Source organism: Edaphobacter lichenicola, from assembly GCF_014201315.1.
GTDB lineage: Bacteria > Acidobacteriota > Terriglobia > Terriglobales > Acidobacteriaceae > Edaphobacter > Edaphobacter lichenicola_B.
Genome location: NZ_JACHDY010000002.1, coordinates 982,997 through 1,007,331, shown reverse-complemented (window position 1 = coordinate 1,007,331; position 24,335 = coordinate 982,997). Strand labels below are relative to the sequence as shown.

Annotated in this window: 24 protein-coding genes and 1 tRNA gene; 16 read left to right on the top strand and 9 right to left on the bottom strand. The window is 57.9% G+C overall.

Annotated features, from left to right (window positions below):
• Window positions 1–29: 29 nt before the first annotated feature.
• The 8 genes from HDF09_RS10495 to rplI all read left to right on the top strand — a co-directional run bounded on the left by HDF09_RS10495 (window position 30) and on the right by rplI (window position 5,984).
• Window positions 30–1,208 carry a 4-(cytidine 5'-diphospho)-2-C-methyl-D-erythritol kinase gene (locus HDF09_RS10495; RefSeq protein ID WP_183765684.1) on the top strand — a complete coding sequence of 393 codons (1,179 nt, stop codon included), beginning with the start codon at window positions 30–32 and terminating at the stop codon, window positions 1,206–1,208.
• A 42-nt stretch (window positions 1,209–1,250) separates the two neighbouring features.
• Window positions 1,251–1,324, top strand: a tRNA-Gln gene (locus tag HDF09_RS10490).
• Between the two features lie 267 nt (window positions 1,325–1,591).
• Window positions 1,592–2,719, top strand: coding sequence for a ribose-phosphate diphosphokinase (locus tag HDF09_RS10485; protein WP_433977756.1), 1,128 nt, complete (start codon window positions 1,592–1,594; stop codon window positions 2,717–2,719).
• A gap of 202 nt (window positions 2,720–2,921) precedes the next feature.
• Window positions 2,922–3,620, top strand: a complete 699-nt coding sequence (locus HDF09_RS10480; protein ID WP_183765681.1) for a 50S ribosomal protein L25 — start codon at window positions 2,922–2,924, stop codon at window positions 3,618–3,620.
• A gap of 69 nt (window positions 3,621–3,689) precedes the next feature.
• The gene (pth, locus tag HDF09_RS10475; protein ID WP_183765679.1) at window positions 3,690–4,319 is read left to right on the top strand and encodes an aminoacyl-tRNA hydrolase; all 630 of its coding nucleotides are present in this window, start codon (window positions 3,690–3,692) and stop codon (window positions 4,317–4,319) included.
• Window positions 4,320–4,434: 115 nt separating this feature from the next.
• Window positions 4,435–4,917, top strand: coding sequence for a 30S ribosomal protein S6 (gene rpsF, locus HDF09_RS10470; RefSeq protein WP_183765677.1), 483 nt, complete (start codon window positions 4,435–4,437; stop codon window positions 4,915–4,917).
• A 164-nt stretch (window positions 4,918–5,081) separates the two neighbouring features.
• Window positions 5,082–5,432, top strand: coding sequence for a 30S ribosomal protein S18 (gene rpsR, locus HDF09_RS10465; protein WP_183765674.1), 351 nt, complete (start codon window positions 5,082–5,084; stop codon window positions 5,430–5,432).
• Window positions 5,433–5,510: 78 nt separating this feature from the next.
• The gene (gene rplI / locus HDF09_RS10460; RefSeq protein WP_183765671.1) at window positions 5,511–5,984 is read left to right on the top strand and encodes a 50S ribosomal protein L9; all 474 of its coding nucleotides are present in this window, start codon (window positions 5,511–5,513) and stop codon (window positions 5,982–5,984) included.
• A gap of 118 nt (window positions 5,985–6,102) precedes the next feature.
• On the opposite strand, the gene HDF09_RS10455 is transcribed toward rplI, so the two are convergent.
• The gene (locus HDF09_RS10455) at window positions 6,103–7,377 is read right to left on the bottom strand and encodes an ABC transporter permease (protein ID WP_183765669.1); all 1,275 of its coding nucleotides are present in this window, start codon (window positions 7,375–7,377) and stop codon (window positions 6,103–6,105) included.
• 268 nt (window positions 7,378–7,645) lie between these two features.
• Here HDF09_RS10455 and HDF09_RS10450 point away from each other — a divergent pair, with 268 nt between their 5' ends.
• A complete protein-coding gene (locus HDF09_RS10450; protein WP_183765668.1) occupies window positions 7,646–9,733 on the top strand; it encodes a beta-N-acetylhexosaminidase in 2,088 nt (695 codons plus the stop codon).
• Window positions 9,734–9,822: 89 nt separating this feature from the next.
• On the opposite strand, the gene HDF09_RS10445 is transcribed toward HDF09_RS10450, so the two are convergent.
• Window positions 9,823–10,572 (bottom strand): SGNH/GDSL hydrolase family protein, encoded by a 750-nt coding sequence (locus tag HDF09_RS10445; RefSeq protein WP_183765666.1) that lies wholly within the window; start codon window positions 10,570–10,572, stop codon window positions 9,823–9,825.
• An 85-nt stretch (window positions 10,573–10,657) separates the two neighbouring features.
• Between HDF09_RS10445 and HDF09_RS10440 the strand changes: the two genes are divergently transcribed.
• From HDF09_RS10440 to asnS, 3 genes are read left to right on the top strand one after another with little or no spacing between them, the layout of a single operon-like run.
• Entirely contained in the window at window positions 10,658–11,548 is an 891-nt protein-coding gene (locus tag HDF09_RS10440; RefSeq protein WP_311719228.1) for a sugar phosphate isomerase/epimerase family protein, read from the top strand.
• Window positions 11,549–11,551: 3 nt separating this feature from the next.
• On the top strand, window positions 11,552–11,998 hold the full coding sequence (locus HDF09_RS10435; RefSeq protein ID WP_183765664.1) for a hypothetical protein: 447 nt from the start codon (window positions 11,552–11,554) through the stop codon (window positions 11,996–11,998).
• Between the two features lie 15 nt (window positions 11,999–12,013).
• Window positions 12,014–13,483 carry an asparagine--tRNA ligase gene (asnS, locus tag HDF09_RS10430; RefSeq protein ID WP_183765662.1) on the top strand — a complete coding sequence of 490 codons (1,470 nt, stop codon included), beginning with the start codon at window positions 12,014–12,016 and terminating at the stop codon, window positions 13,481–13,483.
• Window positions 13,484–13,554: 71 nt separating this feature from the next.
• Here the strand turns inward: asnS and HDF09_RS10425 are convergent, their stop codons facing one another.
• The 4 genes from HDF09_RS10425 to HDF09_RS10410 all read right to left on the bottom strand — a co-directional run bounded on the left by HDF09_RS10425 (window position 13,555) and on the right by HDF09_RS10410 (window position 17,529).
• Window positions 13,555–15,087 carry a DUF1254 domain-containing protein gene (locus tag HDF09_RS10425; protein ID WP_183765660.1) on the bottom strand — a complete coding sequence of 511 codons (1,533 nt, stop codon included), beginning with the start codon at window positions 15,085–15,087 and terminating at the stop codon, window positions 13,555–13,557.
• 379 nt (window positions 15,088–15,466) lie between these two features.
• A complete protein-coding gene (locus HDF09_RS10420) occupies window positions 15,467–15,955 on the bottom strand; it encodes a TIGR02391 family protein (RefSeq protein ID WP_183765655.1) in 489 nt (162 codons plus the stop codon).
• A complete protein-coding gene (locus tag HDF09_RS10415) occupies window positions 15,948–16,616 on the bottom strand; it encodes a DUF5343 domain-containing protein (protein WP_183765652.1) in 669 nt (222 codons plus the stop codon). Before HDF09_RS10415 ends, HDF09_RS10420 begins: the two co-directional genes overlap by 8 nt.
• Before the next feature lie 199 nt (window positions 16,617–16,815).
• Window positions 16,816–17,529 (bottom strand): hypothetical protein, encoded by a 714-nt coding sequence (locus HDF09_RS10410; protein WP_183765649.1) that lies wholly within the window; start codon window positions 17,527–17,529, stop codon window positions 16,816–16,818.
• 198 nt (window positions 17,530–17,727) lie between these two features.
• Here HDF09_RS10410 and HDF09_RS10405 point away from each other — a divergent pair, with 198 nt between their 5' ends.
• Window positions 17,728–18,093, top strand: coding sequence for a VOC family protein (locus HDF09_RS10405; RefSeq protein WP_183765646.1), 366 nt, complete (start codon window positions 17,728–17,730; stop codon window positions 18,091–18,093).
• Window positions 18,094–18,102: 9 nt separating this feature from the next.
• On the opposite strand, the gene HDF09_RS10400 is transcribed toward HDF09_RS10405, so the two are convergent.
• The 3 genes from HDF09_RS10400 to HDF09_RS10390 all read right to left on the bottom strand — a co-directional run bounded on the left by HDF09_RS10400 (window position 18,103) and on the right by HDF09_RS10390 (window position 20,655).
• Window positions 18,103–18,642, bottom strand: coding sequence for a DinB family protein (locus HDF09_RS10400; RefSeq protein WP_183765643.1), 540 nt, complete (start codon window positions 18,640–18,642; stop codon window positions 18,103–18,105).
• Window positions 18,643–19,035: 393 nt separating this feature from the next.
• The gene (locus HDF09_RS10395; RefSeq protein ID WP_183765640.1) at window positions 19,036–19,578 is read right to left on the bottom strand and encodes a DinB family protein; all 543 of its coding nucleotides are present in this window, start codon (window positions 19,576–19,578) and stop codon (window positions 19,036–19,038) included.
• A gap of 54 nt (window positions 19,579–19,632) precedes the next feature.
• Window positions 19,633–20,655: a VWA domain-containing protein gene (locus HDF09_RS10390; protein ID WP_183765637.1), complete on the bottom strand. Its 1,023-nt coding sequence runs from the start codon at window positions 20,653–20,655 to the stop codon at window positions 19,633–19,635.
• A gap of 125 nt (window positions 20,656–20,780) precedes the next feature.
• Between HDF09_RS10390 and ychF the strand changes: the two genes are divergently transcribed.
• The 3 genes from ychF to HDF09_RS10375 all read left to right on the top strand — a co-directional run bounded on the left by ychF (window position 20,781) and on the right by HDF09_RS10375 (window position 24,333).
• Window positions 20,781–21,878, top strand: a complete 1,098-nt coding sequence (gene ychF, locus HDF09_RS10385; protein ID WP_183765635.1) for a redox-regulated ATPase YchF — start codon at window positions 20,781–20,783, stop codon at window positions 21,876–21,878.
• 222 nt (window positions 21,879–22,100) lie between these two features.
• On the top strand, window positions 22,101–23,408 hold the full coding sequence (tyrS, locus tag HDF09_RS10380; protein WP_183765632.1) for a tyrosine--tRNA ligase: 1,308 nt from the start codon (window positions 22,101–22,103) through the stop codon (window positions 23,406–23,408).
• 106 nt (window positions 23,409–23,514) lie between these two features.
• On the top strand, window positions 23,515–24,333 hold the full coding sequence (locus HDF09_RS10375) for a hypothetical protein (RefSeq protein WP_183765628.1): 819 nt from the start codon (window positions 23,515–23,517) through the stop codon (window positions 24,331–24,333).
• The last annotated feature ends 2 nt before the right edge of the window (window positions 24,334–24,335 follow it).

The window sequence follows — 24,335 nt, the reverse complement described above, 5'->3', positions numbered from 1 at the left end:
GTGGTGAAGGGTCGGTAGAATCATAGGTCATGTCTACGCGTGTTCGTTCGTATTCGAAGATCAATTTAGGGTTGGCGATCGGGCCGGTGCGTCCGGATGGCTTTCATGGCCTGACGACGCTCTACCAGACGCTGGATCTGCATGATCTAGTCACGGTCAAGGCCAGGCGAGCGTCCCCAACCAGAATCTCGGTGACGACAAACCATCCGTTTGTACCTCGCGATGGGCGAAACACGGCCTGGCGGATGGTGGAACGGGCTCTGGTTCGCTTGGGAATCACCGCAGAGGTCGATATCAATATAGATAAGAGGCTCCCGGTTCAGGGGGGAATGGGAGCCGGCTCAGCCAACGCTGCGGCGGCCCTGTTGGCGCTCGAGAAGGAGCTTGGCGAAGCTCTCCCGGGAGTCGAAAGGCTGAAGCTGGCGGCGGAGATCGGGTCGGATGTGCCTTTGTTTCTGCTCGGTGGGGCGGTTCTGGGGCTGGGACGGGGGGAGCAGGTTGTGCCGATGCCCGACCTGCCGAGGACCTGGTGCGTCGTCGCGGTGCCAGCGGTGGGCGTCTCAACGCCAGCGGCTTTCAAAGACTGGGATGCACGGCTGGCGGCCGAGTCTGAGCGTCATGCCATTGATAATAAGCAAGTTAGAGGATCAGGAGAGGGAGAATTGGGAGAGGGGCACGGCGTGACCCGGGTGCTGGGGTTGACTTCCAACCCCCAAGTTGATAGGCTACAGGAGTTGAGTCTTGCTTACTCATCCCTCTCTGCCCGAACTGGCGTCAGCCTAACGGAAAAGACAGACGATAGTAGGCCCGGCACCTCCGGTATCGTTCGCGATCCTAATCCTGAGAAAAAACAGGGTTTGCCTGGTGAGAATCAGGTTGACGCGATGAACGATCTGGCCGAGAATACCCTTCTCGCGCTTGTCCGCACCGGGATTGGAAGCGATGGTCTTCAAAACGATTTTGAAGAGGTCGTCTTTCCTCAGTATCCCTCCTTGCGAATAACCAAGCGTCAATTGATGGGTAGTGATTTGGATAGTTCCGCTTTGTATGCGGCTCTATCAGGTTCTGGCTCTGCTCTGTTTGGACTTTACCGGTCCGAGCGGGATGCCAAGGCAGCTCAACTGCGCGTCCAGTCCTCTGGGGTCCAGGCCCTCCTGACGGAGACCTTGCCTCGAACCGAGTACTGGAACAGAATGTTCGCGGAGTGACCTCGCCGGTCAAGTAAAATCAAACTGCATCCGGCGATGTACTGGGCGATCGACTAACGGTAGGTCAAGTGCCTTTGGAGCACTTTGTCTAGGTTCGAATCCTAGTCGCCCAACCAGTCAGTCGACGCCAGATGCGACAGGGAATTTAGGGAGTCTTGTAGAGATGTTAGGCGGCAGCAACAACTTGCCGCAGGATGAAGACGATTTTGGACTCTGCGGAAAACAGTGCGGAGAAAGAAGTACGAAGTTTGAAGGACCGAAGTCTTTTAGTTTTTTTGAGTAGTCCGCAACGAGGATTTCAGAAGAAGTAACGGAGCCGCAACAAGGCTTCGCAAGACAGTGCAGCAGGAACATTCAAGGTCAACCAACCTGGAGGGTTTCACGTGAACGAACGAAACACGACTGCGGTTCTTTCCCCTATTTCAGAGCAGGCTGAAGAGACAGAAACAAGCTCTCAGCCTGCGAGCGCGCCTTCTACGCAGGGCGGACATACAAAAGGAGCTCAAGGCCCACAGGGGCCGCGGGTACCAGAACCAGCTCCGGAAAAAAAGCGCCCGGGCCGGTTGGCAGATGACAAGCGCATCAAGATTTTTTGTGGATCGTCCAATAAGCCTTTGGCCGAGGAGATCTGCAAGTTCGTCGGTGTGCCGCTGGGCGAGACCCGGTTGCAGAGATTCTCCGACGGCGAGGTTCACTTTCAGCTGCTCGAGAACGTTCGCGGTGCGGATGTCTTTCTCGTGCAGCCTACGTGTTTCCCGGTCGATCAGCACCTTGTCGAGTTGCTGATCATGATGGATGCGCTCAAGCGCGCCTCAGCCGGACGAATCACGGTTGTCATTCCCTACTATGGCTACGCCCGGCAGGACAGAAAAGACCGTCCGCGCGTTGCCATTACGTCGAAGCTGGTTGCCGATCTTCTGACCACCGCCGGTGCAAACCGCGCTCTGCTCGTCGATCTGCACGCAGCACAGATTCAGGGGTTCTTCAATATTCCGGTGGATCATCTGTTTGCCAGCCCGGTGCTGGTGAGCTACTTCCGGGAGCTTGACCTGCCCAATCTGACGGTGGTTTCGCCGGATGCCGGGGGTGTGGAGCGTGCGCGCTTCTTCGCCAAGAAACTTGATGTACCGTTGGCCATCGTCGACAAGCGGCGGACCGACATTAATGTCACCGAGGTGATGAACGTGATCGGCGATGTACAGGGCCGAACGTGCTTGATCCTCGACGACATCATCGACACCGCCGGAACCCTGGTGAAGACGGTGGATGCGCTGCTGGCCGAGGGCGCGGAAAAAGTTTATGCGTGCGCGACGCATCCGGTGCTCTCGGGCCCGGCGGTCGAGCGTATCGCAGCTTCACGATTGGAGCAGTTGATCGTGACCAATACCATCCCTCTGCGCGAAGACGCGCTGAAGGTGGAGAAGATTAAAGTGCTTTCGATCGCTGGTCTGCTTGGCCGCGCTATCGAGAGTATTCACATGGAGACCAGCGTCAGTACGCTGTTCAACTAAAGGCAGGGCGTAGGGAACAGGGTGTAGGGCGTAAACCAACCCTTTGGAACCGACTCACTGCTGTAACGAAGGACTAACAGCGGCATCTGCCGCAAAGGGAGCGAGCAGAAGCGTTCGGTGCAGGTAATTTGGGTTTGTTTTCTACACCCTGTTCCCTACACCCTATTCCCTGCTTTTTTCGTGCCCGAAAGGAAGATTCATCATGGCATCATCCACTATGGAAGCAGTCGTCGCAACGCCCCGCGAGGGCAAGTTCAACAAGAACGCCGCGCGTCGCGTTCGTGTCGCCGGCAAGATTCCCGCGGTCGTCTACGGCGCAGGCCAGGACGCAGTCGCCGTTGCGGTCGACCCCAAGGTCATCACCCGCATTCTCCACTCCGACTCCGGTCACAACACCATCTTCGACCTCAACGTCGAAGGTTCGGCCGTGGTCAAGGCCATGATCGTTGATTGGCAGAATGAGCCGATCAAAGGCACGCTCCTCCACATCGACCTGAAGCGCATCGCGATGGACAAGACGATAATTGTTTCGGTGCCGATCCAGCTGGTTGGCGTTCCTGTCGGAGTCAAGTCGCAGGGTGGCATCCTCGAGCACGTCATGCGTGAAGTTGAGATCGAGTGCTTGCCCAACGACATTCCGAGCCACCTCGATGTCGATGTCTCCAACCTCGAATTGCATGGCATCATCCACGTCTCCGATCTGCCGCACTCCGGCAGCATCAAGTTCCTCGGCGAAGAGGGCGCGACTGTTGCGCACGTCACAATCATCAAGGAAGAGGTTGTGGCGGTCGAAGCAGTCGTGGTTGCACCGACTGAGCCAGAGGTCGCCAAGAAGGGCAAGACAGATGCAGCCGCTCCTGCTGCTCCTGCTGCCGATGCCAAGGATGCGAAGAAGAAGTAGTTTTGCGAGGCCTGCCGATCTTTTGGGATCTGCAGGCCGCCTGAGTTTTGCTGGAAAGGGAAACAAAGCGTGAAGTTGATTGTCGGTCTCGGCAACCCCGGTATCGAGTATCAGTTCACGCCGCACAACGCTGGCTTTCTCGCAGTGGATCGCATCGCGGACGATTGCGGCGTGGTCCTCTCCAATCGCCGTGGCCGGGCTCTCACGGCAAAGGCGAGGCTTGCAGGATACGAGGTTCTGCTGGCCAAACCTGAGACGTACATGAATCTGAGCGGGCTCTCGGTAGCCGCGCTGGTTCAGGAACTTGAGATTGCAATCCCGTCCGAGGACCTGATCGTCCTCTATGACGAGCTCGCATTTCCGCTGGGCAGACTACGCATCAGCGCGAACGGCAGGGCGAACGGGCACAACGGAGTGAAGTCGATCTCCGGTGCGCTTGGAACGGAAGAGTGGTTGCGCGTTCGGATCGGCGTTGGGAAACCAGCGCTGGTCGATGGCAGAGAGATCAAGGCTGGCGGCAGAGACTATCTGCTGTCGCAGTTTCGCAAGCAGGAGCTTGCGGTGCTGGATGAGGTGCTCGACAGGGTCGAAGATGCTGTCGAGACGGTGTTGACCGAAGGGGTCAGCGCCGCGATGAACAGGTTCAACCGTCGGCCAGACGATCCGGAAGATGGATCGGATCAGTCGAAGGAGAAGTAAAGAAGCATTAGGCCAAGTGTAGTTAGAAACTAACCGCAGTCGAAATTCCAAACCGGGTTGGCAGAACAAACGCCAGCACGGTGCGAAGCAGAACTTCGCAGAAAGAAGTAATCGAATGAATCGTACCTACGAAATCATGTTCATCGTCCGTCCGGACGTTGAAGAAGCCGATCTCGACAAGCTGATTGAAGGCTTCTCCGCGAACGTCACCAATGGTGGCGGCGAAATCAAGAGCGTCGAGAAGATGGGCCGTCGCCGGCTCGCCTACACCGTCCGCAAGTTCAACGACGGCTTCTACGTCCTGCTGAATGTCGCCGCCGCCGGTTCGCTGATCACCGAGATCGAGCGTCGTCTCCGCGTCTCCGAGCAGGTCATCAAGTTCATCACGGTTCGCATGGACGAAGAAGAGAAGCGCCTCGCGAAGGTCAAGGCCATCCGCGACACCAAGGTCAAGCGCAGCGCCCAGCCGATCGCAGCTCCCGTACAGGCCCCTGCTGCGCCGTCCGACGTCGAAGAAGAGAAGAAGCCAGTTGCAGCAGCTCCCGTTGAGCACGTCGCCTCCGACGCGCCGCCCGAGACTGTCTCCACCGCGGTCTAACTTCCGCCTTCGCCTGAACATTCGCGATGAGATTCAAATGCATCGCACAACGCACTACGATCACCGATCTTCGCTTCCAATCGACTGCACTTCGCCGATTGTTCAGAGGCTCCAACGCGAACCTGGAGCGAGGAGAGGCACAACGTACCTGAGAGGGAAATATCATGGCTGACGAAACCAGCACGCAATCCACTGAGCACCACGCACCAACATCCCGCCCAGCGCACTCTGGCCCCGGCGCAGGTCCTCGCACCCCACGCCCAGCAGGTGCACCCGGCGGCGGTCCTGGCGGTCGCAAGTTCTTTCGTCGCAAGAAGGTCTGCAAGTTCTGCACCGAGAAGATCGACGCCATCTCCTACCGCGATGTTCGCCTGCTTCAGGGCTTCGTTGCCGAGCGCGGCAAGATCGTTCCCCGTCGCCTGACCGGTGTCTGCACTCGCCACCAGCGCAAGCTCAGCCTGGCCATCAAGCAGTCGCGCAACATCGCCCTGCTCGCCTTTGCTGCACGCTTCTAACTCTTCCGCTGCGGCGGACCTTACTGGATATGCAAGACTGGCGGCACCGCGAGCCAGAGACGAAATCGGAGAAATGCAATGGAAGTCATTCTGAAGGAAGACGTAAACAAGCTCGGACATCGTGGCGACGTGGTCAAGGTCGCCGACGGCTACGGGCGCAACTATCTGCTGCCGGAGAAGCTCGCCATCGAAGCGACCCTCGCAAACAAGGCAGTCATCGACCAGATGAAGGCATCGGCGGTTCGCAAGTCCGCCAAGGAGAAGGCTGGAGCCGAGCAGTTGGCCACCCAACTCTCTGAGGTTGAGCTTGTGTTCGAGCGCAAGGTCGGCGAGAACGAGCATCTCTTCGGCTCGGTCACCTCGGGCGACATCGCGCACCAGCTCGAAGCCAAGGGCTTCAGCATCGATCGTCGCAAGATCTCCCTCGAGGAGCCGCTGAAGACGATCGGCGAGTATCATGTTCCCGTGAAGCTCCACCGCGAGGTCACCAGCCACGTCAAGGTGACGGTCAAGGGCGATCAGCCGGAAGCCGAAGCAGCCGCCACCGCATAACTCACGAACCTCGAAGCACAAAACGCATCGCCCCGCGCAGATCTTTTGCGAAGGGCGATGCGTTTTTATTTGTAATCAAGTTTATTTGTAACCAGGAACGATCAGAGTGAAGGAAGTGCTATTCGTACTTCAGCGTCTGAACAGGATCGAGTCTCGCGGCACGATTCGCCGGCAGCGTTCCAAAGAGCACCCCAACCAGCACCGAACTGCCGAGAGAAAACACAACCGACCAGGGGTTGATCGGAATTTTGAACGGGGTAAGCAGCCCAAGAGTGAAGGGAATCGCGAGGCCAAGAATGGTCCCGATAATCCCGCCGCTCAACGAGAGAAAGACCGCCTCGGTGAGAAACTGCATCCTGATCTCGCGGCTCGTCGCACCCAGCGCCTTGCGAATTCCAATCTCTTTCAGTCTCGATTGCACGTTGGCGAGCATGCTGTTCATAATGCCGACGCCGCTCACGATCATCGTGATGCCGGCGCCCAGTGTGAGAACGATGGTAAGCATGTCAGCAATCTTCGCCATGCTGGTGAGTAGATCGGTCAGTGTAACAGCGGTGTAGACCGAACCCGCATAGTGACGCGACCGCACGATCTCGAGAATGTGATCGCTGGCTGGAACCACCATGGACGCGCTCCGCATGGTGAAAAAGATCTCTTTCAACGTGTTTGTTCCGGTGAAGTAGCGCACCACAGGGTAGGGCACCAGCATAGTGTGATCGCTGATCTCCGAATTCCCGTAGGTATCGAAGGCCTCCCGGAAGACCCCGATGATAACGAACGGTATGCCCTTGATGCTGATCGTCTTTCCGACCGCTTCTCTGGAGTTGCCATACAGATCTTCTGCGAACGGCTTGACGATCACAGCGACCTTTTCGTGAGCAAGCTCATCCTGATCATCGAAAAAGCGGCCTGACACAACGACAAGATTACGCACGATCCGATACTCCGGAGACACGCCAAGCAGCGTTGCCTGCTTCGTGATGCCCCCGCCCAGGCTCACATTGTCGTGATACTCCAGCATGGGAGACGATGCGACGATGCCCGGAACCTGATCAATGACGGCATGAAGATCATCGAGCGTCATATAGTCCGGCGTGCTGGTGTTCTCCGGCCCGCTGATGTTCCCGCCGCCGTACTGCAGTTCAACCTTATTGGGTCCAATGCTGGTCAACTGGTCCAGCGCATACTGTTTGCCGGTGGATCCAAGCGTCGCCACCAAAATAATCGACATCGAGCCGATGACCATGCCGAGCATGGTGAGCAGAAACCGCGTCTTACTCGCGCGGAAGCTATCGACCGCCAGCCTCGCAACCTCACTGAACATCATCGTCGAACGCGCGCTGGCCAGCGTACGGTCGAATGAGCTCGGTTTGGGAAGGTTCGTGGTTGCCATCGGCTTAAACCATTAGACGCCTACCAGTATCGCAGCGGTGCATGCTTTCTCGCTAACCCAAACGCCAGACTCCAGCGGCCTGCTTCTCCTGGGTAGCTGTCTCATCAATAGCCCCGAAGGCTCCCAGGCGGGCCCGCGGCGATAAACTATCGTAGTTCAAGAGAAGGCAGTCAATCGGTGCGCTAAGTCACAAGCAATTGGCGTTATTCGGAGCGACTCGCCGGGCACCAGGAAGCCGAAGCCACACGGAGCCATACAAGGAGCAACAATGAACCACGTATCAACCCTGCGCCACCGCTGCGCCAGAGGAATCAGCTTCGGAGTACTCTGCCTTATCGCCCCAATCATGCTTACTGCCCAGCCGACTGCCCTCCGCAACACGCTCCTTCCGGCGCCATCAAGCATCACCGCCGGCACCGGCTCCCTCGCCATCTCCAAGGACTTCACCGTCTCCCTCAGCGGCGCGCACAACCCCATCCTCGAGGCCGCCACCCGCCGCACCCTCGCGAGCCTCGAAACAAACACCGGCATTCCAATCAGCAAGGACGATCTCCAGTCTCCCAACCCCACCCTGACCATTCAGGTCGAAGACACCACAACCGCCCTCCCCACGCTTGAAACCGACGAAACCTACTCCCTCAGCGACACCTCCAGCAAGATCGTCCTCCAGGCCCACACCGTCTTCGGAGCCCTCCACGGCCTCGAAACCATCCAGCAACTCGTTCAGGCCGAAGACGGCCACTACGTCATCCCCGCCGTCGAGATCAACGACACCCCGCGCTTCCCCTGGCGCGGCTTCATGCTCGACGTCAGCCGCCACTTCATGCCGCTGCCCGTCATCTATCGCACACTCGACGGCATGGCCGCCGTCAAACTCAACGTCTTCCACTGGCACCTCACCGACGACCAGGGCTTCCGCATCGAGAGCAAGCGCTTCCCGCTGCTCACCGCCAAAGGATCCGACGGCCTCTTCTACACCCAGGATCAGGTCCGCGACGTCATCGCCTACGCCAGCGCCCGCGGCATCCGCGTTGTGCCCGAGTTCGACATCCCCGGCCACGTCACCAGCTGGCTCGTCGGCATGCCCGAGCTCGGCAGCGTCCAGCGCCCCTACCAGATCTCCCGCACCTTCGGCATCTGGGACGGCGCGCTCGACCCCACCCGCGACAGCACCTACAACTTCCTCGACGCCTTCATCGGCGAGATGGCGGCGCTCTTCCCCGACAACTATCTCCACCTCGGCGGCGACGAGAGCAACGGCGCCGACTGGAAGGCAAACCCCTCCATCGTCGCCTTCATGCAAGCCCACAACATGAAGTCCACCGATGAGCTGCAAACCTACTTCAGCACCCGCGTACTCGCCCTCGTCAACAAGCACCACAAGCAGATGGTCGGCTGGGACGAGATCCTCACCCCCGGCACTCCCAAAGACGCCGTTATCCAAAGCTGGCGCGGCGTCGAATCGCTCGCCGTGGCAGCCAAACAAGGCAATCGCGGCATCCTCTCCGCGCCCTACTATCTCGACGCCATGAAGACCGCCGAACGCATGTACCTCGACGACCCCATCCCAGACAACTCCACCCTCACACCGGACCAGCAGAAGCTCATCCTCGGCGGCGAGGTCTGCATGTGGGCCGAGCAGATCACCGCGCAGACCGTCGACTCCCGCGTCTGGCCCCGCACCGCCGCCCTCGCCGAGCGCTTCTGGTCACCGCGACAGACCCGCGACATCCCCGACATGTACCGTCGCCTCGCAGTCGAATCCATCCGGCTCGACGGCCTCGGTCTCACCCACATCTCGGGCCCCGAGTCCGGCCTGCGCCAGCTTGCAGGCAGCGAAGCCGCAGCCTCGCAACTCGCCATCCTCATCTCCACGCTCTCCCCGGTCCCCTTCCACGAACGCTACCACCAGCAGAAGACCTCACAGCTCACGCCCATGGGCAACCCCGTCGACTACACCCGACCTGACCCACCCCTTCGCGAAGACCTGCGCCTGCTAGTCGAGCGCTACCTCCACAGCACCACGCCTGCCGACCACGCCGCCGCGCACCAGCAGCTTCAAACCCTCTTCCAATCGTGGATCGCCTCGGTCCCGGCACTAAGCGCCCTCGCCCCCGAACATCCGAAGCTCAACCAGCTCACCCTTCGCCGCAGCCAGCTCGCTCAACTCGGCCAGCTGGGAATCCAATCCCTCGCATCCATCGAATCCCACACTCCACCGACCTCCGCATGGATCGAAGCCCAGAGCACTCTCCTGAAAACATCAGCAGACCACTCCGAACTAACCGACTTCGTCATCCTCCCACCGCTACAACAACTAGTCGATACCGCCGGAAAGCTTTCCACCATCAACTGAGAACGATGCCTGCGAGAACGGGGACCATGCCTCGCCGCAGAATGGCCGTAGCGTACTTTGGCGACGGGATTCGCGAGGTGAACCGCGCCCTACTTACCCAGCGTCTTATCGATTGCCGCCTGCGCCAGTGGAGTCATAATCGCATACCCCTTCGCGTTCGGATGCACCCCGTCGAAGCTTATCCCCGGCTTCATCCCTCCAGTTGCATCCACCAACGCGGAGTAATAATCCAGGTACGTCAACGAGTGGTTCATGCAATATCCTCGCAGCCAGTCGTTCAGCGCCTTGATCTTCGGCGCCGGAGCCATGCCACTCTTCCAGGGAAAGTCCAGCGTCGGCGTAATCGACGCAAGAATCACCCGAATCCCGTTCGCCTTTGCCAGGTCCACCATCGAACGAAAGTTATCTTCGGTCATCTCCGCCGTCATCGGCCCTGTATTTCCCGCGATGTCGTTTGTCCCTCCCAGAATGACGACCACCGCCGGGTGCAGGTCGATCACGTCCTGTCGAAACCGCACCACCATCTGAGCCGTAGTCTGCCCGCTGATGCCCCGATTTACATAAGGCTCGCCCTGAAAGAACTCCCCCGTGTCCTCCCGCCGGCCCCACGAATCCGTGATCGAGTCCCCATAAAACACGACCCGCTGCCCTCCCGCCGGAGCCGGCCCAAGCGTCGCATTGTCGACCCGGTATCGCCCCAGCTGGGGCCAATCCGCCAGCTTCGCCCGCATGATCTCCACCGGGTCCGGTCCTTCCACCCGAGCCACCACCTGCGAACACCCGGTCCCGCTCATCAACACCATAGACCCCACCACAAGCGCCCACGTCAAAGTCTTCATCTCGTCTCCCCGTCGGTCCGATTCTAGCCGAACCCCTTCCGAACTCCTTCGATACCTTTCGGCTTCCTCTGCTGTACCTTAAGAGATGATGCAACCCGGTATCTCCACCCACGTCTTCCTCCCCCAGCGTCTCCACCCCGGCCTGCTCGACTCCCTCCACAAGGCCGGCGCTCAGGTCATCGAGCTCTTCGCCGCCCGCCACCACTTCGATTACACCGACCGCGCTGCCGTTCGCGACATCGCCACCTGGTTCCGCAACACCGGCGTCGGCGCCACGCTCCATCAGCCGCTCTATATCAGCGACCGCGCCGACGCCCAGTGGTCCCGCCACGTCGCCCCGAATCTCAACCTCATCGATCCCGAAAAGTCCCGCCGTATCTCGGCCATGGACGAGGTCAAGCGCGCCCTCGAGTCCGCCGAGCAGATTCCCATCTCCGCCTGCACCCTCCACCTCGGCTACAAGGACGACGCCTGGAACCTTCGCGCCCTCGAAAACTCCCTCACCGCCATCGAGCACCTCAAGGCCTTCGCCCACCCCCTCGGCGTGCGCATCCTGCTCGAAAATCTCCAGAACGAGATCACCACCCCCGAGCACCTCCTCGAGATCCTCAAGGTCGGCCACTTCGACCGTGTCGGCGTCACGCTCGACATCGGCCACGCCCACCTCGCCGCACCCCCCGATAGCAGCCAGCGCAGCCAGCCCAACAAGGGCATCGACGAAGCCTTCGAGCTCCTCAAGCCCCGCATCGCCGAGCTTCACCTCCACGACAACCTCGGCCAAAAAGACGACCACCTCTGGCCCGGCACCGCCGGAATCGACTGGAAGAATGTCGCGAAACACATCGCCACCCTCCCGGCCAACACCCCCGGCATCCTCGAGATCGCCCACGAACTCGAAGAGACCCCCGAATCTGCCACCACCAAAGCCACCCAGGCCTTCGACCTCCTCAAACGAGCCGCCGAAGCTACCGCCTAGAGCATGAATAACTTATCCAGAACTGCAGTTTTTTCTTTTCTGTTCGCGTCGACCCTGATCGCAAACGCGCAGACGCTTAGAGTTCAGATTCTCAACGGCAAGAATGGCAAGCCGGTTGGAAACGAGCACGTTAATCTCTTTCGAACTGGAGATTTTGGCGATCTCGCCGGTGATCGTAACGTGCGAGGATTTACGACGGATGCCGATGGCGTCATCACAACGTCCGATATATCTCCAGATATCCATTCCTTTCTCATTTCTGTCGATTGGCATCGTCAATGCAATGAAAACGAAAAGGTAAACCGCATGGCGTTTTCATTGGCGGAGATCTTCTCGAAAGGCATCGTCAGCGAAAATTCTTGCAAAGCGAAAGTGAGAAGGCCCGCCGAGCCGGGAACGCTGATCTTGTTTGTCCGCGACGAGACATTCTTCGAGAAGATGGCGCACTAGTAGACTGAAAGAGACATGTCTACCGAAACAACAACCTCCGCACCCCTTGCCACCATCGCTTCACTCTCCCAGCACGAAGGCCAGACCGTCACCCTCCGTGGCTGGCTCTACAATCTCCGCGCCTCGGGCAAGCTCCTCTTTCCCATCTTCCGCGACGGCACCGGCACCATTCAGGGCATCGTCCCCAAAGCCGCCGTCTCCGAAGAGGTCTTCAACACGCTCAAAGAATTAACCCTCGAGTCGAGCCTCACCGTCACCGGCAAAGTCCGCGCTGACTCCCGCGCTCCCTCAGGCTACGAGCTCGACGTCGAAAGCATCGAAGTCCTCCAGCGCGTCCCCGAAGACACCCCCTTTCCCATCTCCCTCAAAGAGCACGGCGTCGACTTCCTCATGGAGCATCGCCACCTCTGGCTCCGCACCCCGCGCCAGTCGGCCATCCTCCGCGTCCGCGCCACCATCATGCGCGCGGCTTCAGAGTATTTTGATACCAACGGCTTCATCCGCACCGACCCGCCCATCCTCACCCCCAACGCCTGCGAGGGCACCTCCGAGCTCTTCGAGATGGACTACTTCGACGACGACAAGGCCTACCTCACCCAGTCCGGCCAGCTCTACATCGAAGCCACCGCCCTCGCCCTCGGCAAGGTCTACAGCTTCGGCCCCACCTTCCGCGCCGAAAAATCCAAGACCCGCCGCCACCTCACCGAGTTCTGGATGATCGAACCCGAGGTCGCCTTCCTCGAGCTCGACGGCCTCCTCAACCTCGCCGAAGCCTTCATCACCCACATCGTCACCCGCGTCCTCGAGTCGCACCGCGCCGACCTCAAGGTCATCGGCAAAGACATCGCCAAACTCGAAGCCGTCATCGCCCCCAATTCTTTCGTAGAAAATAACGCTGCCATTCTGAGCGAAGCGAAGAATCCCGAAGCCGCTAGCCCCGCCTATACAGCAGAGAACCTTTCTGCCACGGAATCGGGCTCTGCCATGCCGAACAAATTCCCCCGCCTAAGCTACGACGAAGCCCACGCCATGCTTGAGAAGGCCTACGCCGAAGGCAAGCTCGAAGCCCCCCACCAGTACGGCGACGACTTCGGCTCTCCCGACGAAACCTACATCTCCTCCCAATTCTCCAAGCCCGTCATGATCCACCGCTACCCCGCCGCCTTCAAGGCCTTCTACATGCAGCCCGACCCGCTCGACCCCACCAAGGCCCTCTGCGTCGACGTCCTCGCCCCCGAGGGCTACGGCGAGATCATCGGCGGCTCCCAGCGCATCCACGACTACGACCTCCTCAAGTCCCGCATCGAGCAGCACGACCTGCCCCTCGCCGCCTTCCAGTGGTACCTCGACCTGCGCAAGTACGGCAGCGTCCCCCACGCCGGCTTCGGCATGGGCATCGAGCGCGCCGTAGCCTGGATCTGCGGCCTGGACCACGTCCGCGAAACCATCCCCTTCGCCCGCACCCTCAACCGCATCTACCCGTAGCAGCGAACTCTTTCGTATCTCAGCCCGCAGCGGGACACCCCCAGTCCCGCTGCCGCTACCTCAAGTCAGCCCTAATTCCTCACGATCCCCGGAGGAACCCAATCCTTGTTCAGAATCGCGTCCGCCGGCCAATACATCCTTAGAAACGCAATATAGCCGCCCTTCGCAGGAGTAGGCAGCCAGTTGCAGAACTGCTTCGAACCCGCAGGTGGAGCCGTTGCCTGCAGATACAGATCCAGCGACCCGTCCCCGTTGAAACACGCCGAGTGGTTCTGCACCATCGGCATTCCCACCGCATTCCAGTTCGCCGCAGGATCCGGGCTCGGCACCAGTTTGCCGTCCGCATCATAGATCGTCAGCGACCAGAACCCTCCCTGATGCACTGGCGGAATGCCACCTGCGTCCTGGCCCACCGGGAGAAAGTGGATCGCGTAGTTCACATCGCCGCGCAACTTAATTCCTCTCCCATCGGTCTGCGTATAACCGTACACAGCGTCTTCTTTCCGGTTAGCGCCAAGAGCTTGCTGCGCGACCTCCGCCCTCAGCAGATACCGTCTGCCATACACTCCCACGTCGAGCGACACCGTCCATCCCGTCGCCGTAGGCTTCGTCGCCGGCACGTTATCCAGAATGTTGTTGGCCGCAGCCACCGCATCCTGCAGGTTCTCCAGCCTCGCCTTATGCAGCGTCGTGCAATCGAAGTTCGTCCCGGTCAGCGGAACGCTCCCCTTCGTAGGATCATCGTTCTTCACCACCAGTCCCAACCGCAGCAGACTCGCTGTAACCGGGTCGTCCTGTCCCGGGATCGGAAGATTGAAGTTCATCATCGCCGCGAGATTCTGGTAGAACGCGCACGCGTCCATCCCCGCCACCTGTCGCAGAGGCGGCGTCACCGTATCGGCCAGCGGCTGCACCGACAACGTGTCCGGCGGTGTGAACGTCTCCCCTGCCACGTATTTGCTCAGCGGAGTCAGCGTCAGCCCCGGATAGAGGTTTTTCACAATGTCTTTGATATCCCAATCAGATCCCGTCGTATAGATCCGGCCGATGATCCACATCGAGCTCGTCGGAATCCTGATCGTCTTCACCACCGGAATCGTAATCGCTGGCTGTTCATGCCCATTGCACGCCGGCCCCACCAGAGCGTAGTTGCCCTCCGGGCTGCCCTTGTCCGTGCCCGGCGAATCCCCGCTCACCTCCGTCCAGCCGTCCAGCATCTGCATGATGAAGAAGCGGCCGCCGAAGTTTGGAAGATGAAGAATCACCGGCTCCTCGCACAGATTCAGAAACGACGAGGCGTAGAGCGTCGACGTGCTGGGAAGCACAACCGCCGTAAAGGTGGCGTTCGGCAGCACCGTCTCTTTTCCAAACTGGTTCAGTGGAGCTCCGCCTAACTTTGTCATCGCGTCCGGAACCGTCGTCCCCGTTCGTCCCGTCACGCCGAACATCATCAGCGGATAGCCATAGATGTAACTCACCACTCCATCGAACAGAGCAGGAGAAACGTTTTGCTGAAGATCCTCCAGCGTTTGTCCGTACCCACACCTGCCTGCAACGGCAAGCACGACTATAGCCACAAGAATAACCTTGCATAGTCTCTTCATATTGTCTCCGCTTGAAATTGAATTTAGAAACAGGGGCCGATTCGTGGGGCCGATCAGAAGGGAAGTCAGAATCTCAGAACGGGGAGAAAGAGATGAGAGGAGAAAGAGATCAGACCCGGGCACGTCAAATACTCCGCCTTATGCGGATGTGTGTGTGGAGTCATGGCCGGTAAAAACGAAGCCGTCGCGCACCGTGGCGAAACACTGTACTTAGAGGCGAAGGGCCCGAGCCAACAATCTACCTGCGCACGAAATGAAATGTCCAGAGGGGAAATGTGAAAAGTTGCCCCAGCAGCAGGTCCGCATTGCCGCGCGCCTTCTCTATCGAGAAAGCCGGCAAGTTCAACAATAATTTCGATCTCGCAGCGCAAACTCGATCTTAAGATCCAAGTTTTGCACCTGTTCCCTCCAAGCGTCTAAGCAGAGTTGATGCGAGGGCTAAGTGGTCGAGGCACTCGTCAGGTGTATCGTGAACAGCGTATTCGTGACCTCTCGGATTTCTGATTGCGACGATAGCTCCAGCAAAGAGGAATTTGTATCCACGTTGCTCGTCTTTTTCGCTAATGTTTGAACGAGGTGTCAGGGAAATAAGCGGGGTGACTTCACTGAACGCAGACATCATCAATTTTTCACCGGACTCGTTACTTAAACCAAGCCTGGCAACCTGCTTATCGACGTATTTGAACGCTTCGAATGTCGCCTGCGCACAATGACCGTCGTCGAAAAGATCCCGTACAATTCTTGGCAGGCAGGGGTGTATGTTTCGACTTTCAAACGGATGATCTGGAACGGCGCATTCTGCTTCCGCATAGACTAAACCATTTGTCAGACGCACAAATTTTTCGAAAACAGCGAACGGCTCAACCATTGATCAGGTTTTCCTTGATGCTTTTGAAGATTCGATCGTAAGTTTCCTGATCGCCTGCAGCGGGCAGGTTCACCTCGATGCGAACAGTCAACCCTACGCGATCATCCCGTTTCCCTTGATGAAATATGGGATCTTTCTCCGCAAAGGTCTTTACTTCATCGGGTTTCTTTGCCACGCGCGGCACCTTTTTTGCCATCACCTTGGGAGGCCGATTTGTCGCGGCTGACTGTAGAGCACCATGGCCTGCGTACGCGGCAAGAGCTTTAAAAGTTGAAGCTTGTCGACTACCGACGAGTGAGGAGGATTGATCAGTCTGGCGGAAGAAAGGGATAAGCTGTTCTAAAGGCAGCATCCAAGCATCCGAGCCATGTAAAGAGAAAAGTTCGTGATAGGACTTCTCGATGATTTCACTGAATGCAGTTTGGAATGTTTTTTCGTCGTGGAGCGTGAAAACTTTGAGTGAGTTGGGTGTTGCCTTGCCAGATTCGTCGATAAGACCGAGAAAACGTACGATGTTCATTGCATAACTCTCGTTGCTAGGAGCGATACTGAGCTTTTTCAGGACCTCGGCATTCAGCACCTGCGGAAACGACTTCTTCAGTTGATCGAAAAGCTGCACTATAGCGCCGTTACCGCTAATATATGGATGTTTGTCCGCCATCAGTTCTCCTATGCCTGCTCTGCTAGAGATTTGTTGAACACAGCAAATCGTTGATAATACTACCGGTAGCAGTCGCCAAATCATATCCCACATCGGAGTAATCAATTGGTGGCCGGGTGCCCCATTCACCGCGTCTTTGTTTCAGGCGGTGAGTGGGCCCTTCTTCACCTTCACCCACTGAACACGGCCCACCCAGCCCTCACCGCGAGACCACCTTCCTACCGCTCTCCTTCCGACAAGCGGCAGGCACATTCGTCATCTGCTTCGCAAACACCCGATAGCTCACCGTCCCCGGCCGCAGCGTCGACCAGTACCCCGATGCCGACAGCAGCGCCTTACGCTTCTCGATAATCTGCTTATCCAGAATCTTCACCCCGCACTCCAGATTGTTCTTCGGCTGCAGGATCGTCCTGTCCGGATCACCCACCTTCAACTTTTTATCGTGCTCCCAGTCGAAGTCGCATCCATACCGCTTCTGGTCCTCATAGGTAAGCTGCAGCAGTCCCGAGGTTCGGCCCGGCCGCCCCGTCACATCGTCCTTCACCATCATCTCCGGCTGCGCGTGCTTGGCCTGCACCGTCGGCTCGAGGCCTGCCTCCGCGCCTGCCAGCGCCTGAAAGAAGTAAGCCCAGAACGCCCGCTTGTCGTCCTCCGCCATCCCGTAGAACGCCGGACAGAACCGCCGCACATCATGCGGCACCTGGCTCGACAGCATCGCCGGCGGCAGCGCCAGCTCCACAATCTTGTCCCACTCCGGGTCCCACGTCGATCCACCTACCTCAGCCTTCTTCGTGTCGATCGGAGTAGGCGGCGCAGGCTTCATCGCCGGGACGGGAACCGCCGTAGCCTGCGCCTCATGCTTCTCGCATCCCATCAGCATCGACGCAGCCACGCCACCAGCCAAAACTATCACGACCCTTAGACCTCGGACCCATAGACCTCGGTTCATGCGTACACCTTTACGTTCGTTTAGAACTGGGGCCCAGCACAGGGAGATGCCATCCACCACCGTCCCGTTGTAGAGAGGACTCGCGATAGCCCTCGATTCCCGATCAAATCCGCTGCATTGTCGCCCAATTCTTGCGGTAGACTCACCCCAAAGGAGCCAACCATGCCTCCCACCTTCGGCAACGGCAAGATCTGCTACCTCGAAATCCCCGCCACGGACGTAGCCGTCTCCTCCGCCTTCTACGCCGCTTGCTTTGGCTGGTCCCTGCGCCAGCACGGCGACGGCACCACCGCCTTCGACGACGGCGTCGGCCAGGTCAGCGGCATGTGGGTCCTCCACCGTCCGCCCTCCACCCAGCCCGGCATCGTCATCTCCATCATGGTCGACAGCGCAGCCGCCACCGTCGATCTCATCACCGCCCACGGTGGCCAGATCGTCCAACCCATCGATCCCAACGCGTCCGAGATCACCGCCCACTTTCGTGACCCCGGGGGCAACGTTCTCGGCATCTACCAGGAGCCCGGCTGATCACCCTGCCTACTTCACACCCTTATTCGGATCCCAGACACCCTGCTGCCTTCGCACATAGACCATCTGCCCGATGTGATACGCGTTGTGTGTGCCAACGTGTGCGATCCTCGAAGCCCACAGCGAAATCTTCGCATCATCCGCCGCTTCGACCGCACTCTCCCAATCCGTCATCACCTGGTCCAGCTGCTTCACCGTCGCGTCCCAGCTCTTCGCGTCGAAGTTGTTGAACGTCTCGTCATTGTTGCCATCGAACTTCGCCGGAGTCTCACCCTTGAACTTCGCCAGCATATCGCGATCCCAGAAGACAAGATGATTCGCCAGCTGCCCTACCGAGTGATTCCCACTCTTGTCCGTCCAGCTGGCCTGCTCGGGCGTCAACCCCGCCGCCGCCGTATTCGCCGGCACAAACCACTCCGCCTTGTTATGCGTCGACCGCAGCTGCTCCAGCAGAACAGCCTTCAACGTCATCGGCTTCTCCTGCTGCCCCAGAGCAAAGCTGGACAAAGACACCACAAACACCACCAGACCAACCACAACTCGCCTCATAAAGCTCTCCCTGTATCACGATTTAGCACAATGGACTACTGTGGGCCCGTTTGACGAGTTCATTCTAAGGCGCAAGGAGGAAGAAAGGGCGTTCGCAACGCAGTTCCTGCCCCAGCCAAACCCCTGTCAGACTCCTGTCAAGCCCCAACCAGGCGAAAACCCGCGTCAGACAAGGAGATTCACGTGGCGTATGAGTTATCTCCACTCAGCTATACTTGAACTACAAGGCAGAAAAAAGATAGCCCCGGACACCCATCCGGGGCTATCCCCTTTGTTTGGTCGAATTTAGGCACAACTCCAATAGAATGTTCGTTTTGCGGAGATTACCTCCCGCTAAACCGTTGCAACCATTGGACTTACACGCCGGTAATAGGGGGGGGGGACCCCTCCAAGCTATTTCTCGCTACTCGGTGGCACCAGTCCCTTCAATCGCAGATAGAGCGCGAGCGTCGCGTACTGTTCGTTGTCATGCGACACCGTCCCCCACATGATTCCGATGCGCGATCGCTTCCCGTTGAAAACCTCAAACATATCTCCCAGGTTCGCATCCGTTACCGCGGCGAAGGCTTTGTCGCACTCGGCAAACGAGGCCTTCAGTGCTTCGACGATGGTTGCTTTATCTGCAGTCTCCGCAGGAACCTTCGCAAGATCGCTCGCCGCTGTGCGATTCACCGCCCCGCATGTCCGCAGTTGCGCCTCTGTCACGTGATTGACAACGCGCGCATAGGTTCGTATCTCCGGCGTCGGCTTGAACTGGTAGTCGCTCTCCGGCATCCGATCGGCGGCCTTCAGGATGTTACCTTTCTGAGCCGCATAGCCACGTTGTACCTCACCCGCAGGCCCACTTGGCCCAGTTGGAGCCGCCGGCGTCTGACCCATCGCCATGCCAGAAACCAATAATGCCGCGACCACGCTCATCGAACTTATCTGACGCATCTTGTTCTCACCTCGTACCTTTAGCTTATCCGTGCCTCTTGAGACACGCCGAAATTATTTGTCAAAGTTTCGTTGTTTGTTGCTCTCAGCCTCCGCCGCCCAGTAGTTGCTTCTGGCCGAAACCACCATCTCCGGATGCCGCGCTAGCCGCACGCTGATCGTATGCAGCCCAGGCGCCGCAGATGTGGGGGTAAAGCTAAGCACGTAGCTGTTATGCAGATGGTTCGTCAGCACGCCAAGGTCCTGCGTCAGCTCCCCAAGATTGTCGAAGCTATTCCATTCTCCCCCCGACAACGTAGCTAACTCCGCCGAAGTATTCTTTCGCATCGCGCCAAAGATCAGCCGCAGCGGCTCACTCAAATTGAAGTAGGCCTGGTAATCGCCTTCCCCAACATGCAATGGCGGATTCAGGTGCGCTGGATCCTTGAAAGCCTGCCGCGCCGCTGTCTTCTCTGCCGAAAAAGTCACGCTATAGATGGCGGTATTTGTCTCTCCCAGCTCACGCACGATATCTTTCATCGCGGCGTTGCTTCCATCGTCATGTTCCTGGCTGATCAGCAGAATTGCCCGCCGATTCCCGATAGGCCGTTTCGACAGCAGATCCAACCCAAACGAAATTCCATCGAAGATCGCCGCCCCATTATCTCCCACATCCGGATGATCGATCGCCTCCCCCCACTCCGCAACATTCGACGTAAACGGGGACGCCGCCTCCGCCTTGCTGTCGAAGTTCACAATCGACACCTCGTTCGGCGCCCCGCCTATCAGCGAACCCAGCATCGTGTCGAGATTCGCATAACTCAGAAACTGCCCCCGCGCATCCCCACCGGTCTGCATCAGCACCACCAGCGACACCGGCCTCTGCGTCTCCTCCTCCAACGTCACTTTTTGCGGAACTCCGTTATCCGCTAGCACAAAATCATCCGCCTTTAGCGAATACACCAGCTCCTTACCCGGAGTCTGCACCAGTGTCGGCACAACCACCAGCGTCGTCGTGGTATGCAGTGTCGTCTGCGCAAATGCCGCGCTAGTCCAAACACTAACGAAAGCAACGAATTCTCGGAGTCTCAGCTTCATGGTGTCCCATTTAGACGAGCCAGGGGCCCATCGGCACGGGAAAACCAGCAAAAAAGGTATCCTATAAGGATACCCACGACGCCGAAACAGCCTCGTACCCAAGCCAGCAACAAGGAAACAGCATAATGCCATTGAACTGCGGAATCGTTGGTCTGCCCAACGTCGGAAAATCAACGATCTTCAACGCCCTTACGTCGGCCAAGGCGCAAGCCGCCAACTATCCCTTCTGCACGATCGACCCGAACACCGGCGTTGTTACCGTGCCCGATGAGCGACTGGCCAAAATCTCCGAACTCATCAAGCCCAAGTCTCTCGTTCCTACTTCTATGGAGTTTATCGATATTGCCGGACTTGTTGAAGGTGCCTCCAAAGGGGAGGGTCTCGGCAACCAGTTCCTTGGCCACATCCGTGCCACCGATGCCGTAGCGCACGTTGTCCGCTGCTTCGATGATCCCGAGGTCATCCACGTGGCTGGCGGGGTCAATCCACTCCATGACATCGACATCATCAACACCGAACTGCTTCTAGCCGACCTAGACACTGTCGAAAAGCGCAACACAAAAGTCGAGCGCGCCGCGAAAGCATCGAGCGATGTCAAGATCAAGGCTGAGCACGCCATGCTGCAGAAACTTCTGACGGCCCTCAATGCTGGGAGGCCCGCCCGTACCGCCGACCTTACTGAAGAAGAAAAGATCCTATCTCGCGAGCTCTTCCTCATCACCGCGAAGCCTCAGCTCTACGTCGCAAACGTCGATGAGTCAGGTCTCATCGAAGGCAACTCTTACACTGCTGCAGTTGAAAAGCGAGCCGAAGAAGAGGGCAGCCAGGTAGTGCGCATCTGCGGTGCCCTCGAATCCGAGATTGCGCAGTTAGAACCCGCTGAGCGCGACGAATTCCTCAAGGATATGGGACTCTCCGAACCCGGTCTCAACCGGCTTATTCACTCCGCCTATCGCCTACTCGACCTCATTACCTACTTCACGGCCGGCGTGCAGGAGGTTCGCGCCTGGACGATCCGCCGCGGCACTAAAGCACCTGGCGCAGCGGGCGTCATTCACTCCGACTTTGAAAAGGGATTTATCAAAGCCGACTGCTACGCCTCCGACGACCTCTTCAAATATGGCAGCGAACAGGCCGTCAAGGAAAAGGGTTTACTCCGTTCTGAAGGCAAAGAATATGTTGTCAAAGATGGCGACATCCTCTTTTTCAAGTTCAATGTTTAACGTGATCATTAGTTGACATCAATGTTGATGTTAGAGCGTTATGTCCAACAAGACCTTCTGAGCACTGGCAGAGCCGCTAGATGCGAAGTTGTAAGTTATTGATTTCTATCGTTGTTTTCTCTATGTCGGTTTTGCAAGATAAACGATGTCGTAATTGTTTGCTTGAGGACGAACACCTTGATTGCCTTCGGCCTCACGCTCTGGTCTTTATACTTGAGGGATATGCCTACGTTCGCGCCGCTTGAAGACCAGCTTGATTTGATCACCAAAGGTGCTGCGGAGATTGTTCCGCTGGAGGCGCTGAAAGAGCGCATCTCCAAATCGATTGCTACTGGAGTACCGATGCGCATCAAGGCGGGATTTGACCCGACTGCTCCAGACCTGCACCTGGGACACACTGTCCTTCTGAGGAAGTTGAAGCACTTTCAGACGCTAGGACACACGGTGATCTTCCTGATCGGCGATTCGACTGCATTGATTGGCGATCCGACCGGGCGTAACGTAACGCGCAAGCCGCTGACGCCTGAGCAGATCGCGGCCAATGCGGAGACCTATAAAGAGCAGGTATTCAAGATTCTCGACCCCGAGAAGACCGAAGTTCGGTACAACTCCGAGTGGCTGGACAAGCTCAGCTACTACGACATGGTGAAGCTGATGGCGCAGTTCACTGTGTCACAGATGCTGGAGCGCGAAGACTTTCATAAGCGCTTCAACGAGGAGCAGCCCATTGCGTTGCATGAGCTTATTTATCCGATTGCGCAGGGCTACGACTCTGTGGCGTTGGAGTGCGATGTGGAGTTGGGTGGGACCGATCAGAAGTTCAACCTGATGCGTGGGCGCGACCTGCAGAAGCACTTCGGGCAGCCGCAGCAGATTGTGCTGATGACCTCGATTATCGAGGGATTGGATGGCGTTCAGAAGATGTCGAAGTCGCTGGGGAATGCGATCGGTGTACATGAACCGGCGGGTGAGATGTATGGAAAGCTGATGTCGATCTCCGATGAGCTGATGTGGAAGTATTGGACGATGCTGACGGATCTGCGAGGCTCTGAGATCGCGCGGATGCAGACGGATGTTGTCGCGGGTGCGCTGCATCCGATGCAGGCGAAGAAAAATCTGGCGTGGACAATTACCCGAGACTTTCATTCGAAGGAAGAGGCGGATGTTGCGGCTGAGGGCTGGACGAAGATGTTTCAGCAGCGCGGGGTGAGCGAAGACGTGCCGGTCGTAAAGATAGATCTGAGAGATGAAGGTCTGTTGGCGATGAAATCGCCGAATGGTGGCATGCTCATTGCGACGTCCGATCCCGAGTTGGGAACGGAGATTCGGCTTGCGAAATTACTTATGGAGGCAGGGCTGGCGACATCGGCGGGAGAAGCTACGCGTAAATTGGCTGAGAATGCCGTGAGCGTGAATGGGGAAAAACTACAGGCTGGAAAAGTTATGAAAACAGTCAGCAGGGAATTTTTGGGTGAGTCGCCTACGCTGCGACTAGGGAAGAAGAGTGTGCGCGTGGAGTGGGTGAGCTAAGTTTGTAAAAGGCTGGAGCCGTGCAGCCGCTGTAGACGGCGTTCCCTGCTAGAGTCAGAAGCGCAAACATTATTGAAGAATCTGCATCTTAGAGGATGTGGGGTCTATGAAGAGTTCGAAGTTCTTTTTGCGGTCGATTGTGACGGCGGGATTTTTGTTGACGGAGTTGCTACCTTCGGGTGCGCAGGGCCTTCCAGAGCCAAAGGAGATCGTCAGAAAAGCGATGCAGGCCGAACTGTCGGCGGATTTGAACGACCACTCGCGGTGGAAATATCGTGATGCACAGAAGGATGGCACAGACACGGTTTCGATTGTGGTGGAGACTGACCACGGATCGGTAAAGCGTTTGATCAGCAAGAATGGGCGGTCGCTAAACGGTTCAGAAATAGGGATTGAGGATGCTCGAGTTCAGACATTTATTCACGACCCCGGTCAGATCGCGAAGCAAAAAAAAGATGGAGTGCAGGACGGCAAGAATGCTGAAGAGCTGTTGAGGATGCTTCCGGAGGCGTTCAGCTGGAGGGTGCAGAGTGAAGATGCGAACAATATGACGCTGCACTTCGAGCCGAATCCGAAGTTTAGCCCGCCGGATATGCAGGGACGGGTGCTGGGGCAGATGGCGGGCGAACTGGTGGTCGATAAAGGGCAGAACCGGATCGTAACAATCAGTGGAAAGTTGACCGAAGATGTAACCATCGGCTGGGGACTTCTGGGACGACTGCGTCAGGGTGGGACCTTTCGCGTAGAGCGCAGAGAAGTTGCACCTGGTTTTTGGCAGATCACAGAGACCCACGTGCACATCGAAGGCAAGGCTCTGTTCTTCAAGAACATTGGACAGCAGCAGGACGAGATCCAGACGGACTTCACGCAGGTGCCGCACGGAGTGACGCTGGAGCAAGCGGCCGAGATGTCGAAGTCGTTCTAGTG